The 25,236-nt window shown below is 69.1% G+C and carries 26 protein-coding genes; 7 read left to right on the forward strand and 19 right to left on the reverse strand.

Translation table 11 applies throughout. The features are described from left to right. Window positions 1-128: 128 nt before the first annotated feature. Entirely contained in the window at window positions 129-959 is an 831-nt protein-coding gene (locus ACEU5R_RS27335) for an ABC transporter ATP-binding protein (protein WP_392412887.1), read from the forward strand. Between the two features lie 48 nt (window positions 960-1,007). Here the strand turns inward: ACEU5R_RS27335 and ACEU5R_RS27340 are convergent, their stop codons facing one another. Together ACEU5R_RS27340 and ACEU5R_RS27345 are read right to left on the reverse strand one after the other, a co-directional pair. After that, window positions 1,008-1,886 (reverse strand): TauD/TfdA dioxygenase family protein, encoded by an 879-nt coding sequence (locus ACEU5R_RS27340; RefSeq protein WP_392412888.1) that lies wholly within the window; start codon window positions 1,884-1,886, stop codon window positions 1,008-1,010. Window positions 1,887-1,903: 17 nt separating this feature from the next. After that, on the reverse strand, window positions 1,904-2,872 hold the full coding sequence (locus ACEU5R_RS27345; protein WP_392412890.1) for a Bug family tripartite tricarboxylate transporter substrate binding protein: 969 nt from the start codon (window positions 2,870-2,872) through the stop codon (window positions 1,904-1,906). Window positions 2,873-2,963: 91 nt separating this feature from the next. On the opposite strand from ACEU5R_RS27345, the gene ACEU5R_RS27350 reads away from it, so the two are divergent. The 3 genes from ACEU5R_RS27350 to ACEU5R_RS27360 all read left to right on the forward strand — a co-directional run bounded on the left by ACEU5R_RS27350 (window position 2,964) and on the right by ACEU5R_RS27360 (window position 4,751). Continuing rightward, window positions 2,964-3,611, forward strand: coding sequence for an IclR family transcriptional regulator (locus ACEU5R_RS27350; protein ID WP_103274349.1), 648 nt, complete (start codon window positions 2,964-2,966; stop codon window positions 3,609-3,611). Between the two features lie 115 nt (window positions 3,612-3,726). Continuing rightward, the gene (locus ACEU5R_RS27355) at window positions 3,727-4,212 is read left to right on the forward strand and encodes a hypothetical protein (RefSeq protein ID WP_392412892.1); all 486 of its coding nucleotides are present in this window, start codon (window positions 3,727-3,729) and stop codon (window positions 4,210-4,212) included. A gap of 2 nt (window positions 4,213-4,214) precedes the next feature. Further along, window positions 4,215-4,751: a hypothetical protein gene (locus ACEU5R_RS27360; RefSeq protein WP_392412894.1), complete on the forward strand. Its 537-nt coding sequence runs from the start codon at window positions 4,215-4,217 to the stop codon at window positions 4,749-4,751. A gap of 20 nt (window positions 4,752-4,771) precedes the next feature. Here ACEU5R_RS27360 and ACEU5R_RS27365 read toward each other — a convergent pair whose 3' ends face one another. The 11 genes from ACEU5R_RS27365 to ACEU5R_RS27415 form a co-directional block, all read right to left on the reverse strand. Continuing rightward, entirely contained in the window at window positions 4,772-5,524 is a 753-nt protein-coding gene (locus tag ACEU5R_RS27365; protein WP_392412920.1) for an amino acid ABC transporter ATP-binding protein, read from the reverse strand. Window positions 5,525-5,543: 19 nt separating this feature from the next. Further along, window positions 5,544-6,197, reverse strand: coding sequence for an amino acid ABC transporter permease (locus ACEU5R_RS27370; RefSeq protein WP_103274346.1), 654 nt, complete (start codon window positions 6,195-6,197; stop codon window positions 5,544-5,546). Window positions 6,198-6,309: 112 nt separating this feature from the next. Then, window positions 6,310-7,101, reverse strand: coding sequence for an amino acid ABC transporter substrate-binding protein (locus ACEU5R_RS27375; protein WP_392412895.1), 792 nt, complete (start codon window positions 7,099-7,101; stop codon window positions 6,310-6,312). Between the two features lie 137 nt (window positions 7,102-7,238). After that, window positions 7,239-8,306 carry an NAD(P)H-dependent flavin oxidoreductase gene (locus ACEU5R_RS27380; RefSeq protein WP_392412897.1) on the reverse strand — a complete coding sequence of 356 codons (1,068 nt, stop codon included), beginning with the start codon at window positions 8,304-8,306 and terminating at the stop codon, window positions 7,239-7,241. Between the two features lie 55 nt (window positions 8,307-8,361). Beyond that, window positions 8,362-8,757, reverse strand: a complete 396-nt coding sequence (locus ACEU5R_RS27385; protein ID WP_392412899.1) for a hypothetical protein — start codon at window positions 8,755-8,757, stop codon at window positions 8,362-8,364. A 220-nt stretch (window positions 8,758-8,977) separates the two neighbouring features. Next, a complete protein-coding gene (locus ACEU5R_RS27390) occupies window positions 8,978-10,498 on the reverse strand; it encodes an MDR family MFS transporter (protein WP_158658410.1) in 1,521 nt (506 codons plus the stop codon). A gap of 10 nt (window positions 10,499-10,508) precedes the next feature. Continuing rightward, window positions 10,509-11,045, reverse strand: coding sequence for a cupin domain-containing protein (locus ACEU5R_RS27395; RefSeq protein WP_392412901.1), 537 nt, complete (start codon window positions 11,043-11,045; stop codon window positions 10,509-10,511). Beyond that, window positions 11,026-11,706, reverse strand: a complete 681-nt coding sequence (gene maiA / locus ACEU5R_RS27400) for a maleylacetoacetate isomerase (protein ID WP_392412922.1) — start codon at window positions 11,704-11,706, stop codon at window positions 11,026-11,028. Before maiA ends, ACEU5R_RS27395 begins: the two co-directional genes overlap by 20 nt. A gap of 34 nt (window positions 11,707-11,740) precedes the next feature. Next, window positions 11,741-13,636 (reverse strand): FAD/NAD(P)-binding protein, encoded by a 1,896-nt coding sequence (locus tag ACEU5R_RS27405; RefSeq protein WP_392412903.1) that lies wholly within the window; start codon window positions 13,634-13,636, stop codon window positions 11,741-11,743. Then, the gene (locus ACEU5R_RS27410; RefSeq protein ID WP_392412905.1) at window positions 13,636-14,529 is read right to left on the reverse strand and encodes an N-acyl homoserine lactonase family protein; all 894 of its coding nucleotides are present in this window, start codon (window positions 14,527-14,529) and stop codon (window positions 13,636-13,638) included. Before ACEU5R_RS27410 ends, ACEU5R_RS27405 begins: the two co-directional genes overlap by 1 nt. Then, window positions 14,526-15,956, reverse strand: a complete 1,431-nt coding sequence (locus ACEU5R_RS27415) for a KamA family radical SAM protein (protein ID WP_392412907.1) — start codon at window positions 15,954-15,956, stop codon at window positions 14,526-14,528. The genes ACEU5R_RS27410 and ACEU5R_RS27415 overlap by 4 nt, the downstream gene beginning before the upstream one ends. 114 nt (window positions 15,957-16,070) lie before the next feature. Here ACEU5R_RS27415 and ACEU5R_RS27420 point away from each other — a divergent pair, with 114 nt between their 5' ends. Continuing rightward, the gene (locus tag ACEU5R_RS27420; RefSeq protein ID WP_103274337.1) at window positions 16,071-16,925 is read left to right on the forward strand and encodes a LysR family transcriptional regulator; all 855 of its coding nucleotides are present in this window, start codon (window positions 16,071-16,073) and stop codon (window positions 16,923-16,925) included. A gap of 144 nt (window positions 16,926-17,069) precedes the next feature. Beyond that, on the forward strand, window positions 17,070-18,083 hold the full coding sequence (locus ACEU5R_RS27425; RefSeq protein WP_392412909.1) for a hypothetical protein: 1,014 nt from the start codon (window positions 17,070-17,072) through the stop codon (window positions 18,081-18,083). Between the two features lie 27 nt (window positions 18,084-18,110). Here the strand turns inward: ACEU5R_RS27425 and ACEU5R_RS27430 are convergent, their stop codons facing one another. After that, entirely contained in the window at window positions 18,111-18,641 is a 531-nt protein-coding gene (locus ACEU5R_RS27430; protein WP_392412911.1) for a CbrC family protein, read from the reverse strand. A gap of 122 nt (window positions 18,642-18,763) precedes the next feature. Here ACEU5R_RS27430 and ACEU5R_RS27435 point away from each other — a divergent pair, with 122 nt between their 5' ends. Further along, window positions 18,764-19,624 carry a redoxin family protein gene (locus ACEU5R_RS27435; protein WP_392412913.1) on the forward strand — a complete coding sequence of 287 codons (861 nt, stop codon included), beginning with the start codon at window positions 18,764-18,766 and terminating at the stop codon, window positions 19,622-19,624. Window positions 19,625-19,717: 93 nt separating this feature from the next. Here ACEU5R_RS27435 and ACEU5R_RS27440 read toward each other — a convergent pair whose 3' ends face one another. From ACEU5R_RS27440 to ACEU5R_RS27460, 5 genes are all read right to left on the reverse strand, one after another. Next, on the reverse strand, window positions 19,718-21,163 hold the full coding sequence (locus ACEU5R_RS27440; RefSeq protein WP_392412914.1) for a DUF6138 family protein: 1,446 nt from the start codon (window positions 21,161-21,163) through the stop codon (window positions 19,718-19,720). A 63-nt stretch (window positions 21,164-21,226) separates the two neighbouring features. Beyond that, entirely contained in the window at window positions 21,227-21,541 is a 315-nt protein-coding gene (locus tag ACEU5R_RS27445) for a hypothetical protein (RefSeq protein ID WP_103274332.1), read from the reverse strand. After that, on the reverse strand, window positions 21,538-22,638 hold the full coding sequence (locus ACEU5R_RS27450) for a thiolase family protein (protein WP_392412924.1): 1,101 nt from the start codon (window positions 22,636-22,638) through the stop codon (window positions 21,538-21,540). Before ACEU5R_RS27450 ends, ACEU5R_RS27445 begins: the two co-directional genes overlap by 4 nt. Before the next feature lie 65 nt (window positions 22,639-22,703). Further along, on the reverse strand, window positions 22,704-24,014 hold the full coding sequence (locus tag ACEU5R_RS27455; protein ID WP_392412917.1) for an MFS transporter: 1,311 nt from the start codon (window positions 24,012-24,014) through the stop codon (window positions 22,704-22,706). A gap of 45 nt (window positions 24,015-24,059) precedes the next feature. Then, on the reverse strand, window positions 24,060-25,236 hold a 1,177-nt coding region (locus ACEU5R_RS27460; RefSeq protein ID WP_392412918.1), incomplete at its 5' end, for an AMP-binding protein.

Consider the following 25,236-nt stretch of genomic DNA (forward strand, 5'->3'; position numbering starts at 1 on the left):
CTGCTGGCCGGCGCCGACCTGCTGGCCCGCCACGCCGGCGCGTCCGGCCTGCCGGTGGGCGTGCTGACCGCCGGCATCGGCGGCGTCTACCTGGCCTTCCTGCTGCTCATGGAATGGAAGAAAAACGCATGATCCCCGTCCCGCTCCCGCCCGCCGGCGGCCACGCCGACCCGCAAGCCGCGCTGGCGCTGCGCGACGTGACGCTGGCCTACGGCGCCCGCAAGGTGCTGGACGGCCTGTCGCTGACCATCCCCGCCGGCGCCTTCACCGCCGTCGTCGGCCCCAACGGCTGCGGCAAGTCCACGCTGCTGCGCGTGCTGGGCGGCGCGCTCGCGCCCTCCCAGGGCCGCGCCCTGCTCGACGGCGCCGATCTCGCCGGCCTGCGACCCAAGGCGGTCGCGCGGCGGCTGGCCTACCTGCCGCAGGATCCGCAGGCGCCCGAACTGATCACCGTGCGCGACCTGGTCGCGCGCGGCCGCTATCCGCATCAATCGCTGCTGCGACTATGGAGCGAGGCCGACGCGCAAGCCGTCGACGCCGCGCTGGCCGATACCGAGCTGACCGAACTCGCCCAACGCCCGGTGCAGACGCTGTCCGGCGGCCAGCGCCAGCGCGTCTGGCTGGCGCTGGTGCTGGCGCAGGACACCGGCATCCTGCTGCTGGACGAACCCACCACTTTCCTGGACATCCGCCACCAGTTAGACCTGCTGGACCTCTGCGCCCGCCTGCACGCGGCCGGCCGGACCCTGGTCGTCGTGCTGCACGACCTGAACCTGGCGTTCCGCTACGCCAGCCGCGTCGTCATGATGCGCGAAGGCCGCATCGCGGCCCAGGGCGCGGCCGATGAGGTGGTGAACGAGGGGGCGCTGCGGCAGGTGTTCGACCTGGACTGCCGGGTGATGCCCGATCCGGAGACCGGCAGTCCGATGATCGTGCCGCGACGTGGCCGTTCTCTCTGACGCCAGATTGCTGTCCCGTAGGTGCGGGCGTACCTGCGGGACAGCGCACTAGGCCGCCACGCCCACCGGCCGATCCCCCGATATCGTCGTCCGGTGCATCTCGCGATCAAACCCGTCGTAGTCATTCATCGCCAGGTGCTGGGTGCAGCGGTTGTCCCACAGCGCCAGCGCGCCCTCGCTCCAGCGGAACCGGCAGGTGAATTCCGGACGGGCGGCGTGCTCGTACAGGAATTGCAGCAGCGGTTCGCTTTCCTCCTGCGTCATGCCGTCGAAGCGCAGCGTGTAGGTGCTGTTCACATACAGCGCCTTGCGCCCCGTGGCCGGGTGCACGCGCACCACGGGATGGATGACTTCCTGGACCGCGCGGTCGTCGGTGCGCACGTCCATCTTGTGCGCCGGATCGCCGTTGTTCACCACCGCCCCGCCCGAGCCATAGGAGCGCACGGCGCTGTGCACGGCGTTCAGGCCGTCCAGCATCTGCTTCAAGCGGTCCGACAGCGTGTCGTAGGCGCGGTACATATTGGCCCACATGGTGTCGCCGCCATAGGGCGGAATCACGCGGCCATACAGCGCCGAGCCCAGCGGCGGTTCCTGAGCGTAGCTCATGTCGCTGTGCCAGAGGCCGCCGAACAGGCGGCGCTTGGTTTCGGCCTTGCCCTTCATCACGGGCAGAATGGCCGGATAGCCGTCCAGCGCGCGCACGAAGGGCACTTCCAGCAACTCGCCGAAGCGGGCGCTGAAGTCGATGTGCTGCTGCGGCGTCAAGCGCTGGCCACGGAAGAAGATCACCAGGTTCTCGTGCAGCGCGCGGCGGATTTCCTCGAATACCTCGGCGGGCAGTTCGCGCGACAGGTCCACGCCGTCGATCTCGGCGCCCAGCGCGCCGGCGATGGGCCGGACCTGCAGATGGCGATACGGATTGCTCATGACAGTCTCCTCCAGGTTCATTGGACTTTGATCTGGGCGCTGCGCACCAGCGCGCCCCACTTGTCGGTTTCACTGGCGATGTAGCGGCCAAAGCCGGCCGGCCCGTCGGCGACGACGATGCCGCCCATGACCGCGATCTGCTCGCGCACGTCGGGCATGGCCAGCACCGCCAGCAGCTCCTGGTTCAGTCGTTCGACAATGGGTTTGGGCGTGGCGGCCGGCACCAGCACGCCGAACCAGCCCGAGATCTCGTAGCCCGGCAGGCCGGCCTCGGCCATGGTGGGCACGTCCGGCAATTGCGGCGAGCGCGTGGCGCTGGTGATGGCCAGCGCGCGCAGCTTGCCGGCCTTCACCAGCTGCAACGCCGAGGGCATGTTGTCGAACATCATCGGCACATGGCCGGCCACGGTGTCGTTCAGCCCCGGCGCGCTGCCCCGGTACGGCACGTGGGTCAGGCGAATGCCGGCGGTGCTGGCGAACAGTTCGCCGGCCAGGTGCAGCGAGGTGCCGGTGCCCGGCGTGGCATAGCCCAGCGGCGCGCCGGCGCGCCTGGCGTAGTCGATCAGCTCCTTGACGGATTTCACCGGCAGCGCCGGGTTGACCACCAGCAGGTTCGGCACGCTCATCAGCATGGTGACCGGCGCCAGATCGCGCTGGGGCTTGTACGGCAGGTCGGGATACAGCGCGGGGTTGATCGAGATGGGGCCGATATTGCCCATCACGATGGTGTAGCCGTCGGCTGGCTGCTTGACCGCGTAGTCGGTGCCCAGGTTGCCGCCGGCGCCGGCCTTGTTCTCGACGATCACGGTCTGCTTCAGCCGCTCTCCGAGTTTGTGGCTGACCAGCCGGGCCAGCATGTCGGTCGAGCCGCCCGGCGGGTACGGCACGATCCATTTGACGGGCTGGGCGGGCCAGGCCGTCTGCGCGCCGACGGGACAGGCGGCCACCGCCATCCCCGCCATCAGCGCAAGCGCGATGCGTTTCATATTTGTCTCCTTCCCTGGCCGCGGGTCTTGCCGTCGGCATCGTTTATGGATATAGTTCACTAGGTGAACATATAGATCACCCAATGAACGAATGAAGAATAATAGATCGATCCAGAGGTGTCTAGCGATCCTGCGCGCCTTCGGCGGCAACGGCCGGCCCACGCTGGCAGACCTGGCGCGCGCGGTGGACCTGCCCCACCCCACGGTGCTGCGCTTCCTGCTGACGCTGGAGGAAGAGGGATACACGGCGCGCGAGGACAGCCGCTGGCGCCTGACGCCGCAGGTGTTCGAGCTGGGCTTCGCCGCGCTGGACAGCCTGGGCGTGTCCGGCGCCGTCGAGGAAACCTTGCAGCAGCTGGCCGAGGCCTATTCGGGCACCTCGAACCTGGGCGAGGCGCATGCCGACGGCGTGATCATCATCGGCCGCGCCATGGCGCCGGCCGAACGGCGCCGGCTGGTGGTGATGAACCTGCGCGTGGGCAGCGTGCTGCCGCCCGCGAGCGCGCTGGCCGGCGCGCTGCGCCTGCCGCCCGGCGAATGCTGCACGCTGGACTATCCGGACAGCAATCAGGTCTCGGTGGCCGTGCCGGTGCCGGGGACCGGCGCGCGCGTGCTGTCCATCGGCATCTCCACCGGCGTGCAGGAAGCGCCCGGGGAACGCATTCGTGATGAGATCGTGCCGGCGCTGCAGGACGCCGCTGAACGCGTCAGCCGGTTGATCCGATTGGCGCCGGTGTAGGCGCGCGGGGCTTGAACGCAGACTTGGCCATCGCAAGGCCACCACCAAGCCATCGCAAGCTTGGTAGCATGGCGTGCCTCGTCCTTTCCTGGCGCGAGGCCAACGCGGAGCCCGCATGCAGCACAACATCCATGAACGTCTACTCGCGCATCTGGCCGATCTGGGCTGGACCGTGGCGCGCGCCGCCGATCCCGCGACGCCGCCGCCGGGCGCGCATGCCGCGCACCGGGATTTCCTGGGCCGCTATGCCCTGCTGTGCCGCGCCGACGAAAGCGTCTGGTTCCTGTCGGCCGCCGACTACGCCGGCACGGCCGACAGCGCCTTTGCCTGGGATGAGTTCAAGCGCCTGAGCCTGGACGCCGCGCTGGATGACGAGGGCCGGCAAGGCATACGTACCTTCTGGGACCGCCACCTGCCCGTGTTGATGAGCGTGGCCGGCGACTACGAATTCCTGGCGATCGACCAGGACACCGGCGCCGTCGTGCATGGCATCGAACCCGAGTTTGAAGCAGTGACGGTCGTGGCCGACAGCTGGGCGGGTTTCTGCGAAGCCGTCATCGCGGGCCGCGTACTGCCGGCGCTGTTCAAGCAGGCATCCTGAACATGGGCAACAAGCAAGCCCGCGCCCTGAGCCGCCCCAAGGATCGCGCCGTCCAGGCCGTTTGCGATCGGTTTGAACTGTCGGTCAGCTACGCGCCGCCCAGCCTGCGCCTGACGCTGCGCACCGACCTGCCCGCCAGGACGCGGGTCGAGCTGGAGATCACGCGCCTGTTCCTTGAGCAAGGCGGTCAGCACTGGTACTGGACCATGCTGGAATTGGCCGCGCCGGTTGCGCCGCTCGGCGACGGCACGATGGGCCTGACGCTGGAATACAGCGTGGACGAGCTCGACGCCAAGGGCCTGGCATCCTATCGCTCGCTGAAGCGCAGCATGGGGTTGCGGATGGCGGCGGCGCCGTCCGTGGAGACGCGGATCGCGTTGAACGCGCCGGCCAGGGAACATCAGTTCGGGCTGTGCAATCGGGGCTTGTCCGGCCTGGCGGTCAGGATCGACCCGTCGCGGCATTACCTTGAGCAGGAAGCGACCATCGCCCTGCCCTTGAGCGCAGCGGCGATGGCAAAGCTCGATATCGCTTCCTGATCCGGGATCAGGGATCCGACCTACAGCATGTGCGCCAGGAACTCGCGCGTGCGCGCCTCGCGCGGGGCGCGGAAGAATTCCTGGGAATCGGCCTGCTCGACGATGCGGCCGTCGTCCATGAAGACCACACGGTGCGCGACTTCGCGGGCGAAGCCCATTTCGTGGGTGACGACCAGCATGGTCATGTGCTCGTCGGCCAGCTGCTTCATGGTGCGCAGCACCTCGCCGGTCAGCTCGGGATCCAGCGCCGAGGTCGGCTCGTCGAACAGCATGATGTCCGGTTCCATGGCCAGCGCCCGCGCGATGGCCACGCGCTGCTTCTGTCCGCCGGACAGCCGGCCCGGATAGTTGTCGCGCTTGTTCAGCAGGCCGACCTTGCGCAGCAGTTCCTCGGCCTTGGGCACGATGGCGTCGCGCGGCATGCGCTTGACGGTCAGCGGCGCCTCGATGACGTTCTGCAGCACCGTCATATGCGGGAACAGGTTGAACGACTGGAACACCATGCCCATCTTGCGGCAGATGCGGCGCACGTCCGCGTCGGACGCGTACTGGCTGCGGCCGCCGGCGGCGTCCTGGGCCAGGAACTCGCCCTCCACGGCGATGCTGCCCTCGTCGATGGTCTCCAGGTGGTTCAGGCAGCGCAGGAAGGTGCTCTTGCCCGAGCCGGACGGCCCGATCACCGCCACCACCTCGCCCTTGGACAGGGTCAGCGAGACGCCGTCCAGCACGCGGTTGGCGCCGAAGGACTTGACGATGCCGTCGGCCTGGATCATGACGGGACGATCCATGGGATTACTGGTCGTACTTGGCATAGCGCTTTTCCAGATGCTGGAAGAACCACGTCAACACCAGCGTCATGATCAGGTAGAAGGCGGCGGCCACCAGGAAGGGCGTGGTGGTGAAGTCCCGCTGCACAATGCCCCGCGCCGTGCGCAGGATGTCGTTCAGGGCCAGCACGTAGATCAGGGAGGTGTCCTTGACCAGCGTGATGGTCTCGTTGCTCATGGGCGGCAGCACGCGCTGCACCATCTGCGGCAGCACGATGCGGCGCATGGTCTGCAGATAGCTCATGCCCAGCACCTTGCTGCCCTCGTACTGGCCACGGTCCACCGACTGGATGCCGGCGCGGAAGATCTCGGCGAAGTACGCGGCGTAGTTCAGCGCGAAGGCCACCACGGCGGCCGGGAAGTCCGGCAGGCGCACGCCGATCACCGGCACGAAGGGCAAGGCGAAATAAATGAACAGCATCTGCAGCATCAGCGGGGTGCCCCGCATCAGCCAGATATAGCCGTTGACCAGCTGGCTCAGCGCGCGCCACCGCGAGATGCGCGCCAGCGCCAGCGCCAGCCCGAGCGGCACGGCCAGGGCCAGCGTGATGAAGAACAGCGTCAAGGTGACTTTCGCGCCTTGCGCCAGGGGCCCCAGGAGGGAGAGTACGTAGTCCATGCAGAGGAAGGTTCGCGCCGCGCGGGGCGGACGCAGAGTCGTGGACGGGCGCGCGCCGCGCGCGCGGGCGCCGCGCCCGCGACCACAAGGCCGGCGGGCGCGTCCGTGCCGTTTACTTGATGATGTTGGCGCCGAACCACTGGGTGGCGATGCGGCCGGCGGCGCCGTCCTGCTTCATCTCGCCCAGGGTCTTGTCCAGCTTGGCCAGCAGGTCGGCGTCATCCTTGCGCACGCCGACGCCGTAGTCCTCGGTGCCGAAGTTCTCGTCCAGCACGCGGTATTCACCGGCGCGCTTGCTGATCAGGTAGCGACCCACCACTTCGTCCACGACGATGGCGTCCAGGCGGCCGGCGGCCAGGTCCATCAGGGCCGTGACGTTGTCGCCGAACTTCTTGACTTCCTTGATGCTGCCGGCGACCGGATCCTTGGCGATGGCGTCGGTGGCGCTGCTGCCGTCCTGCGCGCCGACGACCTTGCCGGCCAGGTCGGCCTTGAGCTTGATGGGCGAGGCCGTGCCGACCACGATGATCTGGTGGTTGGCCATGTAGGGCGCGGTGAAGCTGATGTTCTTCTTGCGCTCTTCGGTGATGGTCAGGCCGTTCCACAGCACGTCGACGCGCTTGCCGTTCAGCTCGGCTTCCTTGGCGCTCCAGTCGATGGGCTTGAACTCGACTTCCATGCCCAGGCGCTTGCTGGCTTCCTTGGCCATGTCGATGTCGAAGCCGACGATCTGGTTGTTCGCGTCGCGGAAACCCATGGGCGGGAAGTTGTCGTCCAGGCCGACGACGACCTTGCGGGCCTGCGCCGGGGCGTTGGCGGCGGCCTTGGGCGCGTTGTCGCTCGGGCCGCAGGCGGTCAGCAGCGAGCTGGCGGTCACGAGGAGAACAGCAGTCAGTTTTTTCATGGTTTTGGAAGCGCGCGGGGCGCGAGAATGAAGAAGCCGGTGGCTGGGTAGGTGCAGCGAGGCGGTATTTTAGCCCCCATTGATCGGGCTGCGGCCGATTGGGGGCCGTAACGGGGAAAACCAGACCCCGGCCACGCTCAAACGCCCATGGCCTGCCCCAGGCGCCCCGCGCAGGCCAGCGCCTCGTCCCACAGCCGGCGCGTCAGCGCGCCCGCGTCTTCCTCGCGCGCCAGCGCGCCGGCCTCGCCGGCCCACAGCAGCGAGAAATCGCCCTTGCCGGCCTTTTCGAACGCGGCCTTCAGCGGATCGACCGCGCCGGTCGCCAGCGGGAACACCGGCGCCGCCTTGCTCATCGGCCCCTGCTCGCGCATGAAGCGGGTCAGCAGCCCGCGCGCGGGCCGGCCGGTGTACAGATTGGTCAGGCGGGTGGTGTCGTCGCGCGCCTCGCGCACGGCCTGGCGATGGATCTCGGAGCGGCCAGCCTGCGGCGTCAGCAGATAGGCCGTGCCGATCTGCACCGCGCTGGCGCCCAGCGCGAAGGCCGCCGCGATGCCGCGCCCGTCGGCGATGGCGCCGGCGGCGATCACTGGCACGCGCACCGCGTCCACCACCTGCGGCAGCAAGGCATACAGGCCCGGCTGGGCATGGATGTCATCGGTCAGGAACATGCCGCGATGGCCGCCTGCCTCGGCTCCCTGGGCGATGATGGCGTCCACGCCGCGCGCGTCCAGCCAGCGCGCTTCCTCGACCGTGGTGGCCGAGGACAGGATCATGGCGCCGCTGCGGCGCACGCGCTCCAGCAGGTCCTCGGGCGGCAGGCCGAAATGGAAGCTGACCACGGCCGGACGGGTATCCTCGACGACCTCGCACATGGCCTCGTCGAACGGCGCGCGGCCCGGCCCGCTGCCGGCGGCCGACAGGTCCAGCCCGGCCTCGGCGTAGTACGGCGCCAGGGTTTCGCGCCAGCGCGCCTGCGCGGCCTCGTCCGGCGCGGGGGCGACATGGCTGAAGAAATTGACGTTGAACGGCGCGCCGGTGTGCGCGCGGATGTCGGCGATCTGGGCGCGCAGTGCGTCGGCGCCGAGCGCCGCACAGGCCAGCGAGCCCAGGCCGCCCGCCTGGCAGACGGCGACGGCCAGCGGGCTGAAGGAGCCGACCATCGGCGCTTGGATCAGGGGCAGTTTCGACGGCAGGGATTTCTTCATGGTCGGGTCCGGGAATCAGGGGCTCGCCCTTCGAGGGCGGGAATGCATGAGCCGCTCAGCGTACTCGGCGAAATGCGCAGCCGTAAGCATGCCAGACTTGCGATCGTCCGGCTCGTGGACTCCGGCGCCCATCCCGTCGCCGCGCCCCCTGCCCTCGCAGCCCCGGCCAGGGGTGGATTTCGTGCGGGCGTATCTGCGGGACAGCACACTGGCGCCCCGCCCGCGCGTGCGCGCCGATGCCGGTCAGCATGATGCCACCGGCCTGCCGCCCCTGGCCGAGCAGCCAGTTGCTGATCGCGCCGCCCAGCACCAGCGCCACCGAATTGCCGGCGAACAGGTAGCTGAACTGCGACGCGCTCAAGCCGAAATGCCCGGCGAACACAAAGGCCGAAGCGCTGATGTAGTTGAATAGCGAGCCCAGCACGAAGCCGCCCGCCAGCGTGTACGCCATGAAGACCGGATGCCGCAACTGCCGGCCATAGGCGCGCGGGATGGCGCCGGCGTTGAGCGGCGCTCAGGAGGCAGCCATTCCACCGTCGGCGCCGGCGCGGTCAGCAGCAGGATCAGGCCGGCGCCGATGAGATCGCCGTGGCGCGTGGTGGTGGTCGCGCCACTCATGCCTTGCACTCCGGCCCCAGCGCATGCCCCAGCGCGTCGGACAGCACGCGCCGCTAGCCCGCGTCCGCCTGGACGCCGGACTCCGGCTCCGCTCTTTCAAAGCGCGCGGCGGTCTTGCGAAATGGAATGACCGGCAAGCGCGTCAGCGCCGCCCAGGCCAAGGCCAGTGTCAGGGCGCACGCGCCGAAGAATACGCTGAAGGCGTGCACGGCTTCCTGCGCCGCCGCGTCGCCCGCCACCGTGCCCTGCGCCGCATGCGCCGTCTCGAGCTGGCTGCCCAACGGCCCCAGCAGGTGCAGCACCACCGCGCTGAAAACGGCCACGCCGATCGCCCCGCCCACCGCGCGGAAAAAGGTGTGCACGGCGGTGGCGATGCCGATATCGCCCGCCGGCACCGAGTTCTGCGATGCCACCATCATGGGCGGCAGGCTCGCGCCGATGCCCACGCCCAGCAGGAAGGAAAGGCCAACGACGGCAGCCAGGGCAAGCGTGCCCGCCGCCACCGCAAGCACCAGGAACGCGGCCGTCGCCACGGCCAGGCCCACCAGCGGCGACAGCTTGTACCTGCCGGTGAAACGCATGTATTGCCCCGACAGGTACGACCCCAACACCACGCCGAACAGCGGCGCCGTCAGCAGCACCCCGGCCTGGCCCACCGTCTTGGCGCGGCACAACTGCAAGTAGAGCGGCAGATAAATGCTCAAGGCCATGTTCACCATCGTGATGAGAATGGCGCCGATCGAGGTGACGACGATGATCCGGTTGCGCAGGATGGAAATCGGCAGCAGCGGCTCGCTCGCGCGTTTCTGCCAGGCCAGGAACAAGGCGCCAAGCACGACGCTGGCGCTGAACAGCCCCAGGATCACCGGCGAGTCCCAGGCATGCTGGCGGCCGCCCCAGGCCAGCGCCAGCAGCAGGAACACGGTCGCCCCGACCATCAGCAGCGCTCCCGGATAGTCGATGCGATGCTGGCGCCGCCGCGCGGACAGATCGGCCAGCGTGAACCAGCTGAGTACGATGGCCAGCAGGATGAGCGGCAATTTGAACCAGAATATCCAGCGCCAGGAATAGTATTCCGACAACAGCCCGCCCAGCACCGGCCCGGCCAGGCTGGAGACGGCATAGGTGCCCGAGATGTAGAGCTGGTAGCGCCCCCGCTCGCGGGGCGACAGGATATCCGCGACGATGGTGTTCGGCAGCGCCATCAGGGCGCCGCCGCCCAGGCCCTGAATCGCCCGGCCGCAAATCAGCATGTCCAGATTCACGGCCAGGCCGCACAGCAGCGTGCCGGCCAGGAACAGGCCGAGCGCGGCCACGACCACGCTGCGCCGTCCATGGATGTCACTCAGCCGTCCTGCCAGCGGCGTGCTGGCGATCGAGGTCAGCAGGTAGGCGGTCACGACCCACGACACGTTGCCGAAGCCGCCGAACTCGGCGGCGATGGGCACCAGCGCCGGCGCCACGATGGCCTGGTCGATGGTGCCCAGCAACATGACGAGGATCAGGCCGGAAAAGATGATGTGCACCTGCCTGGGGCTGTAGCGCTCCGGCGCGTCGGGGGCGGCGTGGGTCACGATGCGGACCTCATGCCGGCGTCGCGGCGAGGGCTTGCCGCTGCCCGGCGCTGGGCGGCTCGGCGTAGATGTGGCGCGTGACGCCGCCGTCTTCCCGCACCAGCGAGCCCAGCGCCGCATGCTGGGGCAGGTTCTGCAATCTGAGCAGGATCAGGCCGGTCCCGGCATCCGGATTGCCGATCGCATGCGGACACCATGCCGGCACGAATACCACGTCGCCCTCGCTGGCCGCCCGCTGCTCGGACGAGGCCCCCAGGCTGAACGCCGCCCGGCCTGACCGGACGATGTACAGATGCCAGAACGAGTGCCGGTGCGAGGCGGTGGTCTCGCCGGGCGCCAGCGCCTGGATCACCAGCGACAGCCCCGGCGCGACGGCGCCGCGCTCGGACGCGCCGCCCAGCGCCAGCGTGCCTTGGGGATTGCCCGGCCAGGCGCTCAAGGCCGTTTCGATCTCGGCCCATTTCCAGGCAACGGGATCGACGCGCGCCTGCGCCGTCTGCGCGAGATAGTCAGAGTAGGCAATGATTTCACCGTGCGTGGGGCGCATGTTCTTGCTCCTGGGTATCCTGGACTGTCGGGTTCAACACATGATCGGGGTGGGCCTGCGCGAAGGCCGGCAGGCGCAGGCAGGCGTCGGAGATGCGGGAGATCGTCGGCCATGCCCCGAGCTCCAGGCCGTTGCGGCCGGCGGTGTGCGCCTGCGGCACCAGTGCGATATCCGCCAGCGACGGGCGGTCGCCATGGCTGAATTCGCCGGTCGACGGATCACGGGACAACAAGGTTTCCAGGGCATCGAAACTCTGCCCTATCCAGTGGTGCTGCCAGGCCCGGACCTGCGCATCGTCATGCCCCAGTCGCTGCTTGAGATAGGCGCCGACTCGCATCGAGGCCAACGCATGCGTATCCGCGGCGATCACCTGGAACAGCGCGCGCACCCGGGCCGCGCCGGCCGGATCCGGCGGCAGCAAGGGAGGCTGGGGGAATCGCGCCTCCAGATACTCGATGATGGCCAGCGATTGCGTCAGGATCCGGCTCCCGTCCTCCAGGGCCGGCAGCAGGCCCTGTGGATTGATCGTCAGATAGGCTGGCGCTCGATGCTCCGCCAGGCTCAGGTCGTGAGTGACGGTCCGGTACTCGACACGCTTCAGATTCAGCGCGATCCGCACCCGGAACGACGCCGACGACCTTTGAAATCCGTGCAGTGTTATCAAGAACATCTCCCGATCAGAAAGGGACGCGGCCTCATGCCGCGACCCGCGACGCCAGCAGACTCGCGGCATACAGGTCCGGCGCTGGCCGGGCAGGCTTCGTCGCGGCGACGCCGATCGTGGCGATCAGCTCGCGCACGCACTGATCGGCGTCGCGTGTCTGGCGCGAGGCGATGCGCGGGCGCGGCAGCGCGTGCGTGTAGAAATGCGGGCCCTCGACCGGGAAGCCGACGATCCAGATGCGCGCCTCCGGCGCGCCGTCCGCGCCGACGGGATGCAGCTGCTGATCGATCTCTATGCCGCCCGGGTGATATCCGCCATTCAGGTAAGGCCGGACCAGTCCCCGGCCCAGCAGGTTGTCGGACAGCGGCGACGCATCGGTCAGCGGAGAATAGGCATCCAGCCTGGCCACGATGAGCACGTCCGCCTGGCTGGTTTCCACGCGCTCGCCATAGCGCGCTTCGATGCGGAACCGCGCGCCGGCCTCGTCCGCTCGCAGCCGGGCCCCCGGTCCGCCTGCGATGTCGATGATCCCGGCCGCGTGCAGCGCCAGGTATTCGAGATTGCGACGCCTGGGCGGACCAAAGGAAATGCGGTTGGTGACGGCGTTGAACTCTTCCACGAAGTAGCGGTGCGACGCGGGCGTCAATCCGCCGTACTCCACGGCGCTGCGCAGCGCCTCGCGCGTATCGCGCAGCACGTCCGTGGCCGCCTTCACCGGACTGCCCAGATTGCCCGCCTCGGCCTCGCGCAGGTCGGCGCGCACCAGCGCATCGAAAAAAGCCCGGAACTCAGCCAGCGACGCGAACTGACGCTTGCGCAGCGGCCACAGGATGTCCTCGATGGCGTCGCGCTCGGCCTGGCTAGGCACGAACGTGGCGGCATCCACGTCGCGACCCGTGGCGGCGGCGCGGTACGCGTAGGCCATTTCCTGGATGATCAGGGGCAGCACGTCCTCCTGGAAATCCAGCCGGCCGTCGCCGCTGGCTGCGATCCGTGCCTGCCGACGGGACTGCACGGCCTGCGGCGTGAAATAGCGCGCCTGGTGCCGGCCGGTAAGTCCTTTCTGGTTGATGCCGCGCGCGGCGAAAGGCAGGCAGTTGCGCGAGAACAGCAGCAGGCCCGGCTCCTTGCCGGAGCGCTGGTAGCGCAGGTCGCCGGCCGCGTCCTCGACGTAGCGACCGCCGCGTCCGGTGGTCAAGGCCGCGATGACGTCGTGCGCGGTCAGTCCGAATCCCTGTATGCCGACCGTGGCCGTGGCGGGAATCTGCGCCAGCGCGTGTATCGGATACGGCGACGGGTAGTACTCCAGGCTCGGATTGACCCGCTTGCGCCGCTCGACGAACGAGAGGAATTGGCGGTCTTCGGCACTGGGCTTGCGGTAGCCGTGGCCCGTGGTCAGAAAGACATAGTCGGCTGCCCGCCTGGCACCGTTTTCCAGCGCCAGCTCGAAGCCACCGTCGTGCCGGGCGATGTCCACGACGCGGGTCTTGTGGTGGTACACGCCGACATGCGCCGGCAGCAGGCCGACCACGCGCCGATAGACCCAGGACAGGTATTCGCCCAGCAGGCTGCGCGGCAGATGGTCGGCGTCGGTGATGGCCCGACCCGAATCCTCGAAGGTGCGCAGGTATCGATCGCCATGCCGCCGGTAGCCGCTCAGGTGCGCCCATTGCACCAGGGACAGCCCTTCCTCGCCACCCGCGACGCTGCCCGGGGCGAACATCGTCACCTGCGAAGCCACGGTATTGATGAGCAGATGGTCGGACTGGCCGGCGGGATGGACGCCCTGACCGCAGTCGCCCGGTTCGAACACCTCGATGTCCAGGCGGCTTGCTTCCGGCAGTGAATGCGCATGTTCCAGGATGCGCTCCAGCACCGTCAGGCCCCTGGGACCCATGCCCACGATCGCCACGGCTATTGCTTTCATCAGAGTTCGCTCCCAAGTCCATGCGCCAACGGAACCGCGAAAGGCCGGCCGCCGCCCGTGGCGACTTGCGAGCGCTCCGCGTAGGTGTCGAGGGGATGCCGGTGCAGCGCCACGATCCCGTCCGCGCCGCGCACGGGCGGAAAGCGCGCCAGCACCGCCGGGTCATGCCCGGGAATGATGTGCTCCGGCCCGTCCGCCAGTTCCTCGATGCGGCGATGGCCGTCCAGCATCCGGCCCACGTCGAGCACGATGGGAAACGGCCGGCGGGCGCGCAGGTTGTCCCAGTAATGCGCGGCATCGCTGGCCAGCACCAGCCAGCCTCTCTCGGTCGCGACGCGCACCACCTGCAGGCCTGCCGTGTGCCCGCCGATCAGGTGCAGGCTGACGCCGGGCGCGATCTCGGCATCGCCGTCGTGGAACACCAGCTGGCCGGCATGCAGCCGCTCGACGGCCTGGGCCACGTCCCGAGCCTCGAAGGGGCTGCGCATCGCCGCGTGGCACATGCAGCGACCCGTGCAATACGCCATTTCCTTTTCCTGCAGATGCAGGCGCGCCTTGGGAAACGCGGCGATATTGCCCGCGTGGTCGTAGTGCATGTGGGTCACGACGATGTCCTCGACGCTCTCGGCGGCGATGCCGATCTGCTTGAGCAGATCCACCGGCGAGGCCAGATAGCGACGCCCTCTCCTGACAGCCATGTCCGCCGAGAACCCGGTATCCACCAACAGGGTCCTGGCCGGATTGCGGATCACCCACACATAGAAGTCCAGCGGCATCGGGGCATTGTCATGCGGGTCCTCGCCCAGATAGTTCGCCGCGCTGCGCCGCTCCGCGTGCGTGGCGTATCGCAATGCGTAGACCTCATAGACCGCGTCCGCCGTCCGGCCGCTCATTCGATCACCTCCAGGTCGCTGGGCGCGTGCCTGTCCGAGCGCGACGCGCCGGCCGGCACAATGGGAATCGTCGGCGACGGTGCGACGCCGTCCTGCTGGAAGAAAAAGCGCTTTTCCCCGAACGCCGGCTGCAATTCGTCCAGCCAGGTTGCCAGCGGATCGAACCGGGCGTAGAACGGGCGGCGCACCCAATCCGGATTTCGTGCCTGCAGGAACTGCAGGGCGAAGACCTTCTCGCCGGCCAGATCGACAATGCCGTCGACCAGCACCTTCCCGGGAAAGGCGCTCATGGACGGCCCGCGCACCGTGCGCGCCAGTCCGGACACCGTGCGGTAGGCCTGCTGGAAGATATCGTAGGCGCGCGCCAACGGCAGCTTGAAATAGTCGCTGGGCCCGGTGTCGCGCTCCACGAACATGTAGTACGGAACCGCGCCCAGCCGCACGCCGGTGGTCCAGAGTTCCGCCCAATCCGCCGGATTCTCATTGATGTGGCGTATCAACGGCGCCTGGATCCGCACGGTGGCGCCGGTGGCGATGATGCGGCGCAGCGCCTGCTGCGCGATCGGATGCCGTAGCTCGGCCGGATGGTTGTAATGGCCCATCAGGGCCAGGTTCCTGCCGCTGCGCACGACGGTTTCGAACAGCCGCAGCAGATCATCGGCATCCTTGTCCGTAACGAACCGCTGCGGCCAGTAGGCCACCGCCTTGGTGCCGATTCGGATGTTCTGGATATGCGCCAGGTCCGGCGCCAGCAAGGGCTCGATGTAGTCGGTCAGCGACCGGGCGTTCATGACCAGCGGATCCCCGCCCGTGATCAGCACGTCCGTCACTTCGGCATGACGCCGCAGGTAGGTGGCCAGATCGGCGGACGCCCGGGCGTCGAACTTCAGCTCTTCCATGCCCACGAACTGCGGCCAGCGGAAGCAGAACGTGCAATAGGCATGGCAGGTCTGCCCGGCGCTGGGAAAGAACAGCACCGTTTCCTTGTACTTGTGCTGCACCCCGGCCAGCGGCACCCCGTCCAGTTGCGGCACGTTGTGCGTCATCTGGCCGGCCGGATGCGGGTTCATGCGCATGCGAATGGCATGCACGCGCTGCTGTATCTCGGCTTCGGACGCGCCCGCCGACAGCAGGTCGCGTATCGCGGCGTACTCCGGCTCGCGCAACATGTCCCGATGGGGAAAGGTCAGCCGGTAGATGGGATCGTCCGGCACATTGTCCCAATCGATCAGTTCCTCCAGCACATAAGCATTGACGCGAAACGGAAGGACCCGGGAAACCACCTCGACCGCTTCGCGCAGATCGGCGCCCAGCAGATTCCACTGCGGCGCCTGCCTTATGGTTTGCCTGGTGTACGGCTTGAACTTCCATGCTTGCTCGCCCGGCATCATCAACCTCGCTGCGTTCATGTGGGCGAACGTGGGCATCGCGCTTTCCGGTGGGCCGTTCGCCTGTCACCCACGTCGGCAATCTAGCAAGTCTCATCACACATAAACAGTTATGATCCGATATATCAACCATTTCTATAATTAATAGATACCATGCGCCCACATCTGGATCTTTCCGCGGTGGAGGCCTTCGTCCTGGTGGCCGACTTGCGCAGCTTCACGCACGCGGCCGAAGCCCTTGGACTGACCCAGGCCGGCGTCAGCCTCAAGCTGCGGCGGCTCGAAGGCGCGGTTGGACGGCGCCTGCTGGACCGGACGCCCAGGCAGGTGCGCCTGTCCACGGATGGCGAGGCCTTCCTGCCGCACGCCCGCACCCTGCTCGCCGCGCAAGAGCTGGCGCTGATGACCCCGCCCGAACCAGAACGCGAGCTGACCATCGCGATCAGCGACCATGTGGCCGGCCCCGAGCTGCCCGAGATCCTGGCCCGGGTGCACGCCTGCGATCCCGCGCTGATGCTGAAAGTGCGGGTCAACTATTCGCGCAACGTCATCGCGCAGTTCGACGACGGCCTGGCCGACGTGGCCGTGGTCAGGCGCCAAGGCAAACGTCGCGATGGCGAGCTGCTGTTCGAGGACCAGTACGGATGGTTCGCCAGCGTCGGCGCCAGGCTGGACGGCAAGCTGCTGCCCTTGATCACCGTCACCGACGAATGCGGCGTGGGCGAAACCGCGACCCGGCTCCTGGCCGCGGCCAAGACCCCCTGGATTGACGCATTTCTTGGCGGCGGCGTCGCCACCGCGATCGCCGCGGCCCGTTCGGGCATCGGCGTGCTACCCCTGCCCCGGCGGCTGGCGACGGCCGGGCTGGTCGATGTGGGCGGCGCGCTGGCGCTTCCACCCTTGCCCGGCGCGCAGATCATGATGCACGCCAGGCGATTCGATGCCCAGACCACAGCGACGCTGCGCGTGTTGGCCGCGGCCTTTCGCAGCGCGGCCGCCCGGCCCTGAGTCACCGCGCCTCCATCCGCCTGGTCGCGGCGGTAGATAAACTAAGCAGATTTGCGTATTTCGGCGCCAGGCCACGCCGGCCTATAGTCCGTCGGCGGAATTTTCCTTCGCGATGAACGAGATCCCCGAACGGAGTTCGTGAAGATGAAGCGACAACGCAGTCTGCAACCCCACCCCCGATCGTCCGCCGCCGACGCCGACCACAGCCTGGCGGTGCGCGGCACGGATCTTCAGAAGGCCATGGAACACGTCGCGGCCATCGCCGGCGACAACCCCGTCCATGCCTTCGAGACCGCCATGCATGCCGTGACCAGCCAGCTCGCGCAAGGCGCGGCGTCCGGCGGCGCCCCGGCATATGCTCCTGGCCCCATGCATGGGCCGGGTCGGGCCGGACTGCTGCACCGGCGCGCCGGCAGCAGCATGGATTGCTTCGCCGATGTCGCCATCGCGCGCATGGAATCGGGCTGGGCCTTGAACGCGACCGACCTCCTGGGTATTTCCGCCAATCCCGGCGAGATGGGCGAGTGGTATGTACTCACGCCAGGCGAACAGGGCGGCAGGCGGGCCTTTCGCATCGACGCCAACGCGGCCGGACTGCGTTTGCACCCGGCCCCGCCTGCTGCCCGCAGCACGCCGTTCAACGCGCACCTCCTGTCATTGGACAACGTGCGCGTCGCGGACGACGACGCCTGGGACCTTGGTCCCGCGCAGGCGCCCAGCGAAACCTTCATGCGCCTGGTGTCCGTCTATCGCGCCATGGCCGCCGCGCTCTGCTGCGGACTGGGACGCGCCACCCGCAGCATTCTGTCGGCGCCGGCGATTCCGGCCACGGCACGCGGCGCCGTTCCCGCGGCGCGGCAGGCGCGGTCGGGCCAGCAGCTAGGCAAGATCGACGCGTTGCTGCTGACCAGCGATATCGTCATGCGCGGCATCGCCAGCGACCTGGCGCGCGAGCGACCTTTCCCCCAGGCCAGTTCGACCCGGCTTCACCGCCTGGCCGTAGACAGCTCGCTGGCGGCGGTATCGCTGGCCTGGCGCGGCGGCATCCGAGAGACGCACACGGGCTTTGCCTCGCTGCGCCGCTATCGACGCGATGCCCTGGCGGTCGCCGCGCTGATGGCCGTGCTGGACGGCGTGGACGTTCCCACGCCGGCATGATCCGCCAGCCGGCGCGCTAAGCGTCCGCTACGCCGCGTCGGCGTGCGCGCGATGCGCGCCGCAGTGCCGGCAGCGGAACAGATATCCGCCGATCACGGCGCCGTTCTCGGTGATGTCGGGCAGCACGTCCTCGGGCCAGCCGTCGTCCAGGATCGCGGCCTGGGCGTCCGGCATGTCCTTAAGCCGGTCCCAGCCCACCGGCCCCAGGTAGGCGCAGGCGTCGCCGCAGCAGATCTGCCAGCGCTCGCAATGCCAGGACAGGTAGCCGGGCGTGCGCAGATTGAGTTCTTCCTCGACCGACGCCGGCACCTCGCCTTCTATGTCGCCCACGAACTCGGACCCGAATTTCCGCGCCGCGCTGCCGTCCGCGATGCACCAGGGACACAGGTTCGCCGGCTGGTCGCCCAATCCATAGGGCTCGGTCGCGTAGGCCCAGCCGGTGCACAGGCCGCAACACGGGCACTCCAGGTCGGCGATGGCTTCGATGGCGCCGGTGGAGACGGGATCGGGGTGATAGCGGAAATGAGGCAGCTCGTGCCTGGGACGCGGACCTTGCATGTTGCGGACTCCAGCGGGATGGGCGACAGCCTGGCAGCATAGCGCATGCCGCGTCGCCGCCCGCGATGGATGATCATGCTAGGCTTGCCTGCCCGGTTCCCGCCTTCCCCGCCGCACACCTCATGACGCCCGCGATCCGTCTCGGCCCCCTGGTCTTTCCGATTGAACTCGGCGTGCTGCTGCTGTCGGCCGCGCTCGGCCTGCTGGCCTGCGCGCTGCTGGCGCGCCTGCGGCGCGTCCGGAGCGACATATCCGCCGCCGACGCCCCCAGCGCCCGCAATACCTTGTGGAATGCGCTGCTCTGGGGCCTGCTCGCCGCACGGCTGGGCTATCTCTGGCAGTACCGCGACGCCTATCTGCCGGAACCGCTGTCCATGCTGGACCTGCGCGACGGCGGCTGGAACGGCCTGATCGGGCTGGCGGCCGCCTGGGCCTATGCCTTGGCGACGATCTTGCGCCGGCGCGCGCCATGGCGCCTCACGCTGGCGGCGCTGGCCGTGGCCAGCCTGGTCTGGCTGGGCGGACGCGCGCTGATCGCGCCGCCGGCGCCGCAATCGCATCCCGCGCTCGCCGAACTGGTCCTGAGCGACCTGCAAGGCGCGCCGGCCTCGCTGGCGGCTTTTCGTGGCAAGCCCGCAGTGGTGAACCTGTGGGCCAGCTGGTGCCCGCCGTGCCGGCGCGAGATGCCGGTGTTCGAGCAGGCGCAGGCCGGGCATCCCGACGTGCATTTCGTGTTCCTGAACCAGGGCGAGTCGCCGCGGGCCATCGCCGACTACCTGCGCGACCACGCGCCCGGCCTGCGCAACGTGCTGCGGGACGGCCAGAGCCAGGCCTCGCGCGCGCTCAGCAACAGCGGGCTGCCCGCCACGCTGTTCCTGGACGCCGACGGCAGGCTGACCGGGCTGCGCGTCGGCGAGCTGTCGCGGGCCACGCTGCGCGAACGGCTGGACGCGCTCAAGGCGGCCAACGGCTCCGAGCCTTGAGGCAGGCCGGGAAGTCAGCGTTTGCGGCGTTTCTCTTTCGAAACGAAACGACCGATGTACAGCCTGGCCGGATCGGCCATCTCCAATGTTCTGCTACCGCCCCGGCTCATCAGCGAATATCTCCGTGTACAAGGCGCGCAGCGCCTCGGGCGCCTTGCGGATCACCTGGCCGCCGCGATCCTTGTCCGCCTGCTCGCCCCAGATCGCATGGCGCGCGGCCCGGAATGCCGCCTCGTCGACGCGCTCGCCCAAGAGATTCGCGCGCAGCGCCGCGATCGAGGAAGGGGCGTCGCCCGCGACGCGCCTGCGCGCCTCCAGCAACCAGCCCAGGCTGTCCGCGTTGGCGATCCGCTCCGCGTAGGTCTTGCGGTGCCGCAGATGCTGGATATTGCCGGCGCAGGCCAGCAGGTACGCGATCGCTTCCCGGGTGAAGCCATGGGCGTCGAGATAGCCTTCGACATAACGGCCATGCATGGATTGATGCTCGCCGTCCGCCAGGGCCAGATAGTCGAGCACCAGCGGCGCATGCGCCGCGCTGGCGCAGCCCAGCGCGAACACGGCGAAGCTGCCCGGCATGGCGCAGTCCTCGGCATCGAGGTTCGTGTACCACTCGTATTCGCGCATGGCCCGCCGCGCATAGGCCTCGATGGCCGGGTGCAGCGCCGGATAGGCCGCCGCGCAGGCGAACAGCTGGTGCACGCCCTTCTTTGGCAAACCCTTGATGGGCAGGTACGTCTTGGTCGGCCCACGGAACTCGATGGCATAGGAGCGCGGGAAGTCCGTGGTCGACAGCAGGCGGTCCAGGTAGCCGAGCGCCTGCGCATAGGCGGCCTCGCTTTCTTCCTGGACGGTGATGCGGATCACGGCCAGCGCGTCATTGGCCTTCGCGCTCATGCCCGCGCCGCGAAACGCCGCCAGTTCCCCGGGCAGCTCGCCCGTGCCGTCGCGCTTGAGGCGCGCCGGCAGGTCGCTGCCCAGCTGCGTCACCTGATTGAAGATGCGCTCGGCGCTGACCGAGGCGTAGCTGGGGCCGAACTTGAGATCGCAGATCGCGACGTAGCAGGCGAAACGGAATAATCCGTCCGACACCACGGCGGGGTCTGCTCCTTCCTTGAGCACCCAGTGTTCCCGCCAGTCGTTGCCCTTGTTCACGAAATGCGGATCGCGCAGGCGACGGTCGACCCAGCGATGCAGCAGGTAGTCGATATCATGCCAGCCCAGCAGCAGGCGCATCCGCTCGGCGAACGCCCGGGCGGACTCGGCGTCGAACGGCGCGGCGGGCGCTCCACGCGGGGGGACGGGCGTGCCGGCCGGCGATACGTCCCGCGACGCGCCGGACAGCCCTTCCAGCACATACTCCAGCACCGCCTGGCCCAGGATCTTCTGCCCATCCACGACAAAGCCCCTGATGCTTTCGCCCGAGAGCTTGCGCACCTGCGCCGTGCCGTCGTTGACCTGCGCGACCGCGCGGTCGAATGCGGCGCGCGCATCGGGCGTCTGCCGCGCGTCTTCAAAAATCAACCAGTTCCGTTTGTTCATGAGGAGAGCATCTGCTGCGTGAAGCGCTGGACAATAGCACGCGAGGCGGGCATGCCGGACGAATCAGGCCGGCCCGCCCCAAGGCGCATCGAAGCCGTCCTGACGCCGCGTCGACAGCGCCAGCCGCTGGCCGGCGCGCAAGCTCTCCGCCAACTCGGGCGGCAGCCTGATGATCAGGTCCGGCCCTTGCGGCAGCGCGCGCACCGTCGCCAGCAGGCGCAGTCCGCCCTCGCCGTCCGGTATCGAGGTCCAGGCCAGCAGCTCGCCCGACTCGACCGCCACGGGTTCCGCCTGCGCATGGCCGCAGGCCGGGCACCACAGCCGCGCGGGATAGACCTTGTGGCCGCAGGCCGCGCAGGCAAATACATGCAGGCTCATGCGCCCTCCCTTTCCAGTACCGCCGCATTGGCGCACATGCCGTAGCGCAGCTGCACCATGCCGTAGCCGGTGGCCACGCCCCGCCGCGCGCCGGGAATCTGGCGTTCGCCCGCCCGGCCCAGCAATTGACGCGCTACTTCCGCCAGGCCGTGCATGCCGCCGGCCGTGCCGGCCTGGCCGGCCGACAGCTGGCCGCCGGCGGTGTTGACCGGCAGGCTGCGGTTCGCCAGCCGCCGCGCGACGAAGCCCGGCAGGTCGCCGGCGTCGGTGAAGCCCAGGTCGCAGAGCTGGGCCAGCGCCATCGCCGGATAGTCGTCGTAGACGCCGACCACATCCATGTCTTCAGGCCCGATGCCGGCCTCGGCCCACATCGCAGGCGCGAATTCGGCGATGCCGGTGACCAGTCCGTCGCCTTCCTGTTGATCGCCGTTGTAGCGCGCGCCGCTGGCCCGCAGCGTCACATGCACGCCCGCGGGCCGCGCCGACAGCACCAGCGCGCAGGCGCCACTGACCACGGGCACGCAGTCCAGCCGGCCCAGCGGCGGCGCGACCAGGGGCGCGCACAGGTACTGTCGCAGGCTCAAGGGCTGGCGATAGGCGGCATTCGGATTCCCGGCCGCCCATTGCCGCTGCGCCACGCACAGCGCGCCGTAGTCTTCGCGCCGCAGGCCGGTCCGCATCATCTGGCGCTGCGTCAGCATGGCGAACAGCGGGTTCGGCCCCACGCAGCCCAGCGGACTCAGGTACTCGCGCGCGCTGCGGTTGTAGTCGCTGACCAGGCCCTGAAAATCCGCGCCGGCGAAATGATCGCCGGCCGCCAGCACGATAGTGCGGGCCTGCCCGGCTTCCAGCGCCAACCAGGCCTGCCGCAGCAGGTTGATGGCGCTGGCGCCGCCCATCTCGTCCTGCATGCACCAATTCAGCTTCAGGCCCAACCGCCAGCCCAGGTCGATGGCGCGGTCCGGCCGCAGGCTGAACGAGGCCACGCCCAGGCCGTCCACCTCGCCCGGCGCGACGCCGGCGTCGGCCAGGGCCAGGCCGATGGCCCGGGCCAGCAGGCCGGCCGTGCTGCAACCAGGCTCGGGATGGCGCAGCATCGGCGTCTCGCCGACGCCGACGATGCCGGGTCTGGATCCGGCTCCGGGTTTGATCGCGCCGGCGCTCACGCGCGCTCCTTGCCTTCCGGTTCGCGCGTCAGCAGCAGCGTGACCACGGTGATGGCCGCCATGCCGACCAGGAACCACGCGACCGGCGTGGCCGATTCGTATTTGCGCAGCAGCGCCATGGCGATCAGGGGCGACAGGCCGCCGGCGAACACCGAGGCCAGTTCATGGCCCAGCGCCAGGCCGGTGTAGCGCACCTCGGGCGGGAACAGCTCGGCGAAGTACGCCGGCTGCGTGCCGATCATGGCCGCGTGGCACAGGGTGTTGCCCAGGAAGAAGGCCAGGAAGATCCAGACCGGCTCGCGCGTCTGCACCAGCCAGAAGAACGGGAACGCCACCAGCATCAGCCCGGCCGCGCCGATCAGGTAGACCGCGCGCCGCCCGATGCGGTCCGACAGGTGGCCGAACCAGACCAGCGTGCCCAGCTCCACGAACATGGACGCCAGCACGCCGCCTAGCATCAGGTCGTTGGGGATTCCCAGGAACTTGCCGTAGGCCAGCGCGAAGGCCAGGAAGATGTACGAGCCGCCGTTCTCGGCCACGCGCAGCCCCATCGCCGTGAACACCTGGCGCGGATAGCGGCGGAACACCTCCACCGCCGGCATGCCGCGCTTGGCGCTGCGCGAGGCCTGCACGAATTCCTCGCTTTCCGGGATATGGCGGCGGATGTACAGGCCCACGCCGAAGATCAGCACGCTCAGCAGGAACGGCAGCCGCCAGCCCCAGCTCATGAACTGCTCCTGCGGCAACTGCTGCGCCAACATGAAGACGCCGGACGACAGCACGAAGCCGCCGGCCACGCCCAGCTGGCTGAACGACGAGAAGTAGCCGCGCCGCCGGCCGCCTACGGCCTCGCTGATGAGCAGCACGCCGCCGCCCCACTCGCCGCCCGCGGCCGCGCCCTGCATCACGCGCAGCGCCACCATCGCCGCCGGCGCCCACAGGCCGGCCTGCTCATAGGTGGGCAGCAGCCCGATCAGGAAGGTGGCCACGCCCATCAGGCCCAGCGTCCATTCCAGCGCCAGCTTGCGGCCGTAGCGGTCGCCGATGTGGCCGAAGATCACGCCGCCCAGTGGCCGCGCCAGGAAGCCCACCGCGAAGCCGGCGAAGGCGCCCATGGTGCCCAGCAGCGGGTCGGTGCCCTTGGGAAAGAACAGCTCGCCGAACACCAGCGCCGCCGCCGTGCCGTAGATGAAGAAGTCGTACCACTCCATGGCGTTGCCCGCCACCGAGGCCACCACCACGCGCCGCGTGCGCCGCTTGCGCGCGGCTTCCTCGCTGGCGGCCTGTTCCGCCAAATTGTCTGCCATCGTCATTGCCGCCCCTTGTGTATGTTGTGTAGTCCCTGCACCGCCCTAGCGCGACACCTTGTAGCCCGCCTTGTCGCGGTCCCAGGTGTCGGCCGTCACGCCTTCGTCGCGCAGCTTGAACTTGCGAATCTTGCCGTTCTCGGTGCGCGGCAGTTCGTCCAGCGCGCGCAGATAGCGTGGCACCGCGAAGTACGGCATGCGCGGCTGACAGAAATCCAGCAGCTCCGCGTGCGCCACCTTGCTGCCCGGCTTGTAGATCAGCGCCGCCATGACCTCGTCCTCGGCCAGCTCGGATTGCACGGCGTAGACCGCCACGGCCGCGATGGCCGGATGCGCCAGCAGCACCTGTTCCACCTCGTAGGAAGAGATGTTCTCGCCGCGCCGGCGGATCGCGTCCTTCATGCGGTCCAGGAAGCGGTAGTAGCCGTCGGCGTCGCGCACCACCCGGTCGCCGGTGTGGAACCACAGGTTGCGCCAGGCCTCGACCGTCTTGTCCGCCATGGCGAAGTAGCCGGTGGCGATGGCGTAAGGCGGGCGCGCCCGCAGCAGCAGCTCGCCGGGCTGGCCGTCCGGCACCGGCGCGTCGTGCTCGTCGGCCACGCAGGCCTCGAACTCGGGCGCGACCCGGCCCATGGTGCCCGGGCGCTGCTCGGCCAGCACCCCCCCCAGCGCGAAATTGGTCTCGGTGGAGCCGTAGCCTTCCAGCAGCGCCAATCCGGTGCGACGCAGGAATTCGCCGTGAAAGCGCTCGGGCACGCCCGGCGCCAGCGCGATGCGCGCGCGGTGGCGGCGTTCGGCCGGCGCGGGCTCGCGCGCCAGCAGCATGGGCACCATCGCGCCCAGCAGGTAGGTCACCGTGGCGCCGGTCTGCTCAAGCCGGTCGAAGTATCGGCTGACCGAGAAACGCTCGTCGCAGACGATGGACGCGCCCGTCACCAGCGCCTGGAAACAGGCGTTCAACGCATTGGTGTGGAACAGCGGCAGGCTGGTGTAGAGCACGTCCTCGCCGCGGATCTCCAGGTTGCGCGCGGCGATCAGGCCCCACCACCAGAATTGCGCATGCGGACAGCACACGCCCTTGGACAGGCCGGATGTGCCGGAGGTGTACAGGATGGCCAGCATGTCGCCCGGCCCCAGGTCGGCCGGTTCGACGCCTTCGGGCGGCGCGGCGGGGGGGGGCCCCGCGGCGGCGCGGCCCGCCACCCCCCCCCCCCGCCGCACC

The sequence above is a fragment of the Achromobacter sp. 413638 genome, assembly GCF_043119405.1.
GTDB lineage: Bacteria > Pseudomonadota > Gammaproteobacteria > Burkholderiales > Burkholderiaceae_B > Achromobacter.

Excerpts from the sequence above, each read along its gene's own strand:
- ACEU5R_RS27455 (WP_392412917.1), bottom strand. The coding sequence starts at position 24,014 with ATGGCAGACAATTTGGCGGAACAGGCCGCCAGCGAGGAAGCCGCGCGC.
- ACEU5R_RS27355 (WP_392412892.1), top strand. The coding sequence starts at position 3,727 with ATGCAGCACAACATCCATGAACGTCTACTCGCGCATCTGGCCGATCTG.
- ACEU5R_RS27395 (WP_392412901.1), bottom strand. The coding sequence starts at position 11,045 with ATGCGCCCCACGCACGGTGAAATCATTGCCTACTCTGACTATCTCGCG.
- ACEU5R_RS27335 (WP_392412887.1), top strand. The coding sequence starts at position 129 with ATGATCCCCGTCCCGCTCCCGCCCGCCGGCGGCCACGCCGACCCGCAA.
- ACEU5R_RS27360 (WP_392412894.1), top strand. The coding sequence starts at position 4,215 with ATGGGCAACAAGCAAGCCCGCGCCCTGAGCCGCCCCAAGGATCGCGCC.
- ACEU5R_RS27450 (WP_392412924.1), bottom strand. The coding sequence starts at position 22,638 with ATGCTGCGCCATCCCGAGCCTGGTTGCAGCACGGCCGGCCTGCTGGCC.
- ACEU5R_RS27435 (WP_392412913.1), top strand. The coding sequence starts at position 18,764 with ATGACGCCCGCGATCCGTCTCGGCCCCCTGGTCTTTCCGATTGAACTC.
- ACEU5R_RS27420 (WP_103274337.1), top strand. The coding sequence starts at position 16,071 with ATGCGCCCACATCTGGATCTTTCCGCGGTGGAGGCCTTCGTCCTGGTG.
- ACEU5R_RS27385 (WP_392412899.1), bottom strand. The coding sequence starts at position 8,757 with ATGGCGTACACGCTGGCGGGCGGCTTCGTGCTGGGCTCGCTATTCAAC.
- ACEU5R_RS27370 (WP_103274346.1), bottom strand. The coding sequence starts at position 6,197 with ATGGACTACGTACTCTCCCTCCTGGGGCCCCTGGCGCAAGGCGCGAAA.
- ACEU5R_RS27430 (WP_392412911.1), bottom strand. The coding sequence starts at position 18,641 with ATGCAAGGTCCGCGTCCCAGGCACGAGCTGCCTCATTTCCGCTATCAC.
- ACEU5R_RS27410 (WP_392412905.1), bottom strand. The coding sequence starts at position 14,529 with ATGAGCGGCCGGACGGCGGACGCGGTCTATGAGGTCTACGCATTGCGA.
- ACEU5R_RS27445 (WP_103274332.1), bottom strand. The coding sequence starts at position 21,541 with ATGAGCCTGCATGTATTTGCCTGCGCGGCCTGCGGCCACAAGGTCTAT.
- ACEU5R_RS27375 (WP_392412895.1), bottom strand. The coding sequence starts at position 7,101 with ATGAAAAAACTGACTGCTGTTCTCCTCGTGACCGCCAGCTCGCTGCTG.
- ACEU5R_RS27340 (WP_392412888.1), bottom strand. The coding sequence starts at position 1,886 with ATGAGCAATCCGTATCGCCATCTGCAGGTCCGGCCCATCGCCGGCGCG.
- ACEU5R_RS27440 (WP_392412914.1), bottom strand. The coding sequence starts at position 21,163 with ATGAACAAACGGAACTGGTTGATTTTTGAAGACGCGCGGCAGACGCCC.
- ACEU5R_RS27365 (WP_392412920.1), bottom strand. The coding sequence starts at position 5,524 with ATGATCCAGGCCGACGGCATCGTCAAGTCCTTCGGCGCCAACCGCGTG.
- ACEU5R_RS27380 (WP_392412897.1), bottom strand. The coding sequence starts at position 8,306 with ATGAAGAAATCCCTGCCGTCGAAACTGCCCCTGATCCAAGCGCCGATG.
- ACEU5R_RS27415 (WP_392412907.1), bottom strand. The coding sequence starts at position 15,956 with ATGCCCACGTTCGCCCACATGAACGCAGCGAGGTTGATGATGCCGGGC.
- ACEU5R_RS27405 (WP_392412903.1), bottom strand. The coding sequence starts at position 13,636 with ATGAAAGCAATAGCCGTGGCGATCGTGGGCATGGGTCCCAGGGGCCTG.
- ACEU5R_RS27350 (WP_103274349.1), top strand. The coding sequence starts at position 2,964 with ATGAAGAATAATAGATCGATCCAGAGGTGTCTAGCGATCCTGCGCGCC.
- ACEU5R_RS27425 (WP_392412909.1), top strand. The coding sequence starts at position 17,070 with ATGAAGCGACAACGCAGTCTGCAACCCCACCCCCGATCGTCCGCCGCC.
- ACEU5R_RS27345 (WP_392412890.1), bottom strand. The coding sequence starts at position 2,872 with ATGAAACGCATCGCGCTTGCGCTGATGGCGGGGATGGCGGTGGCCGCC.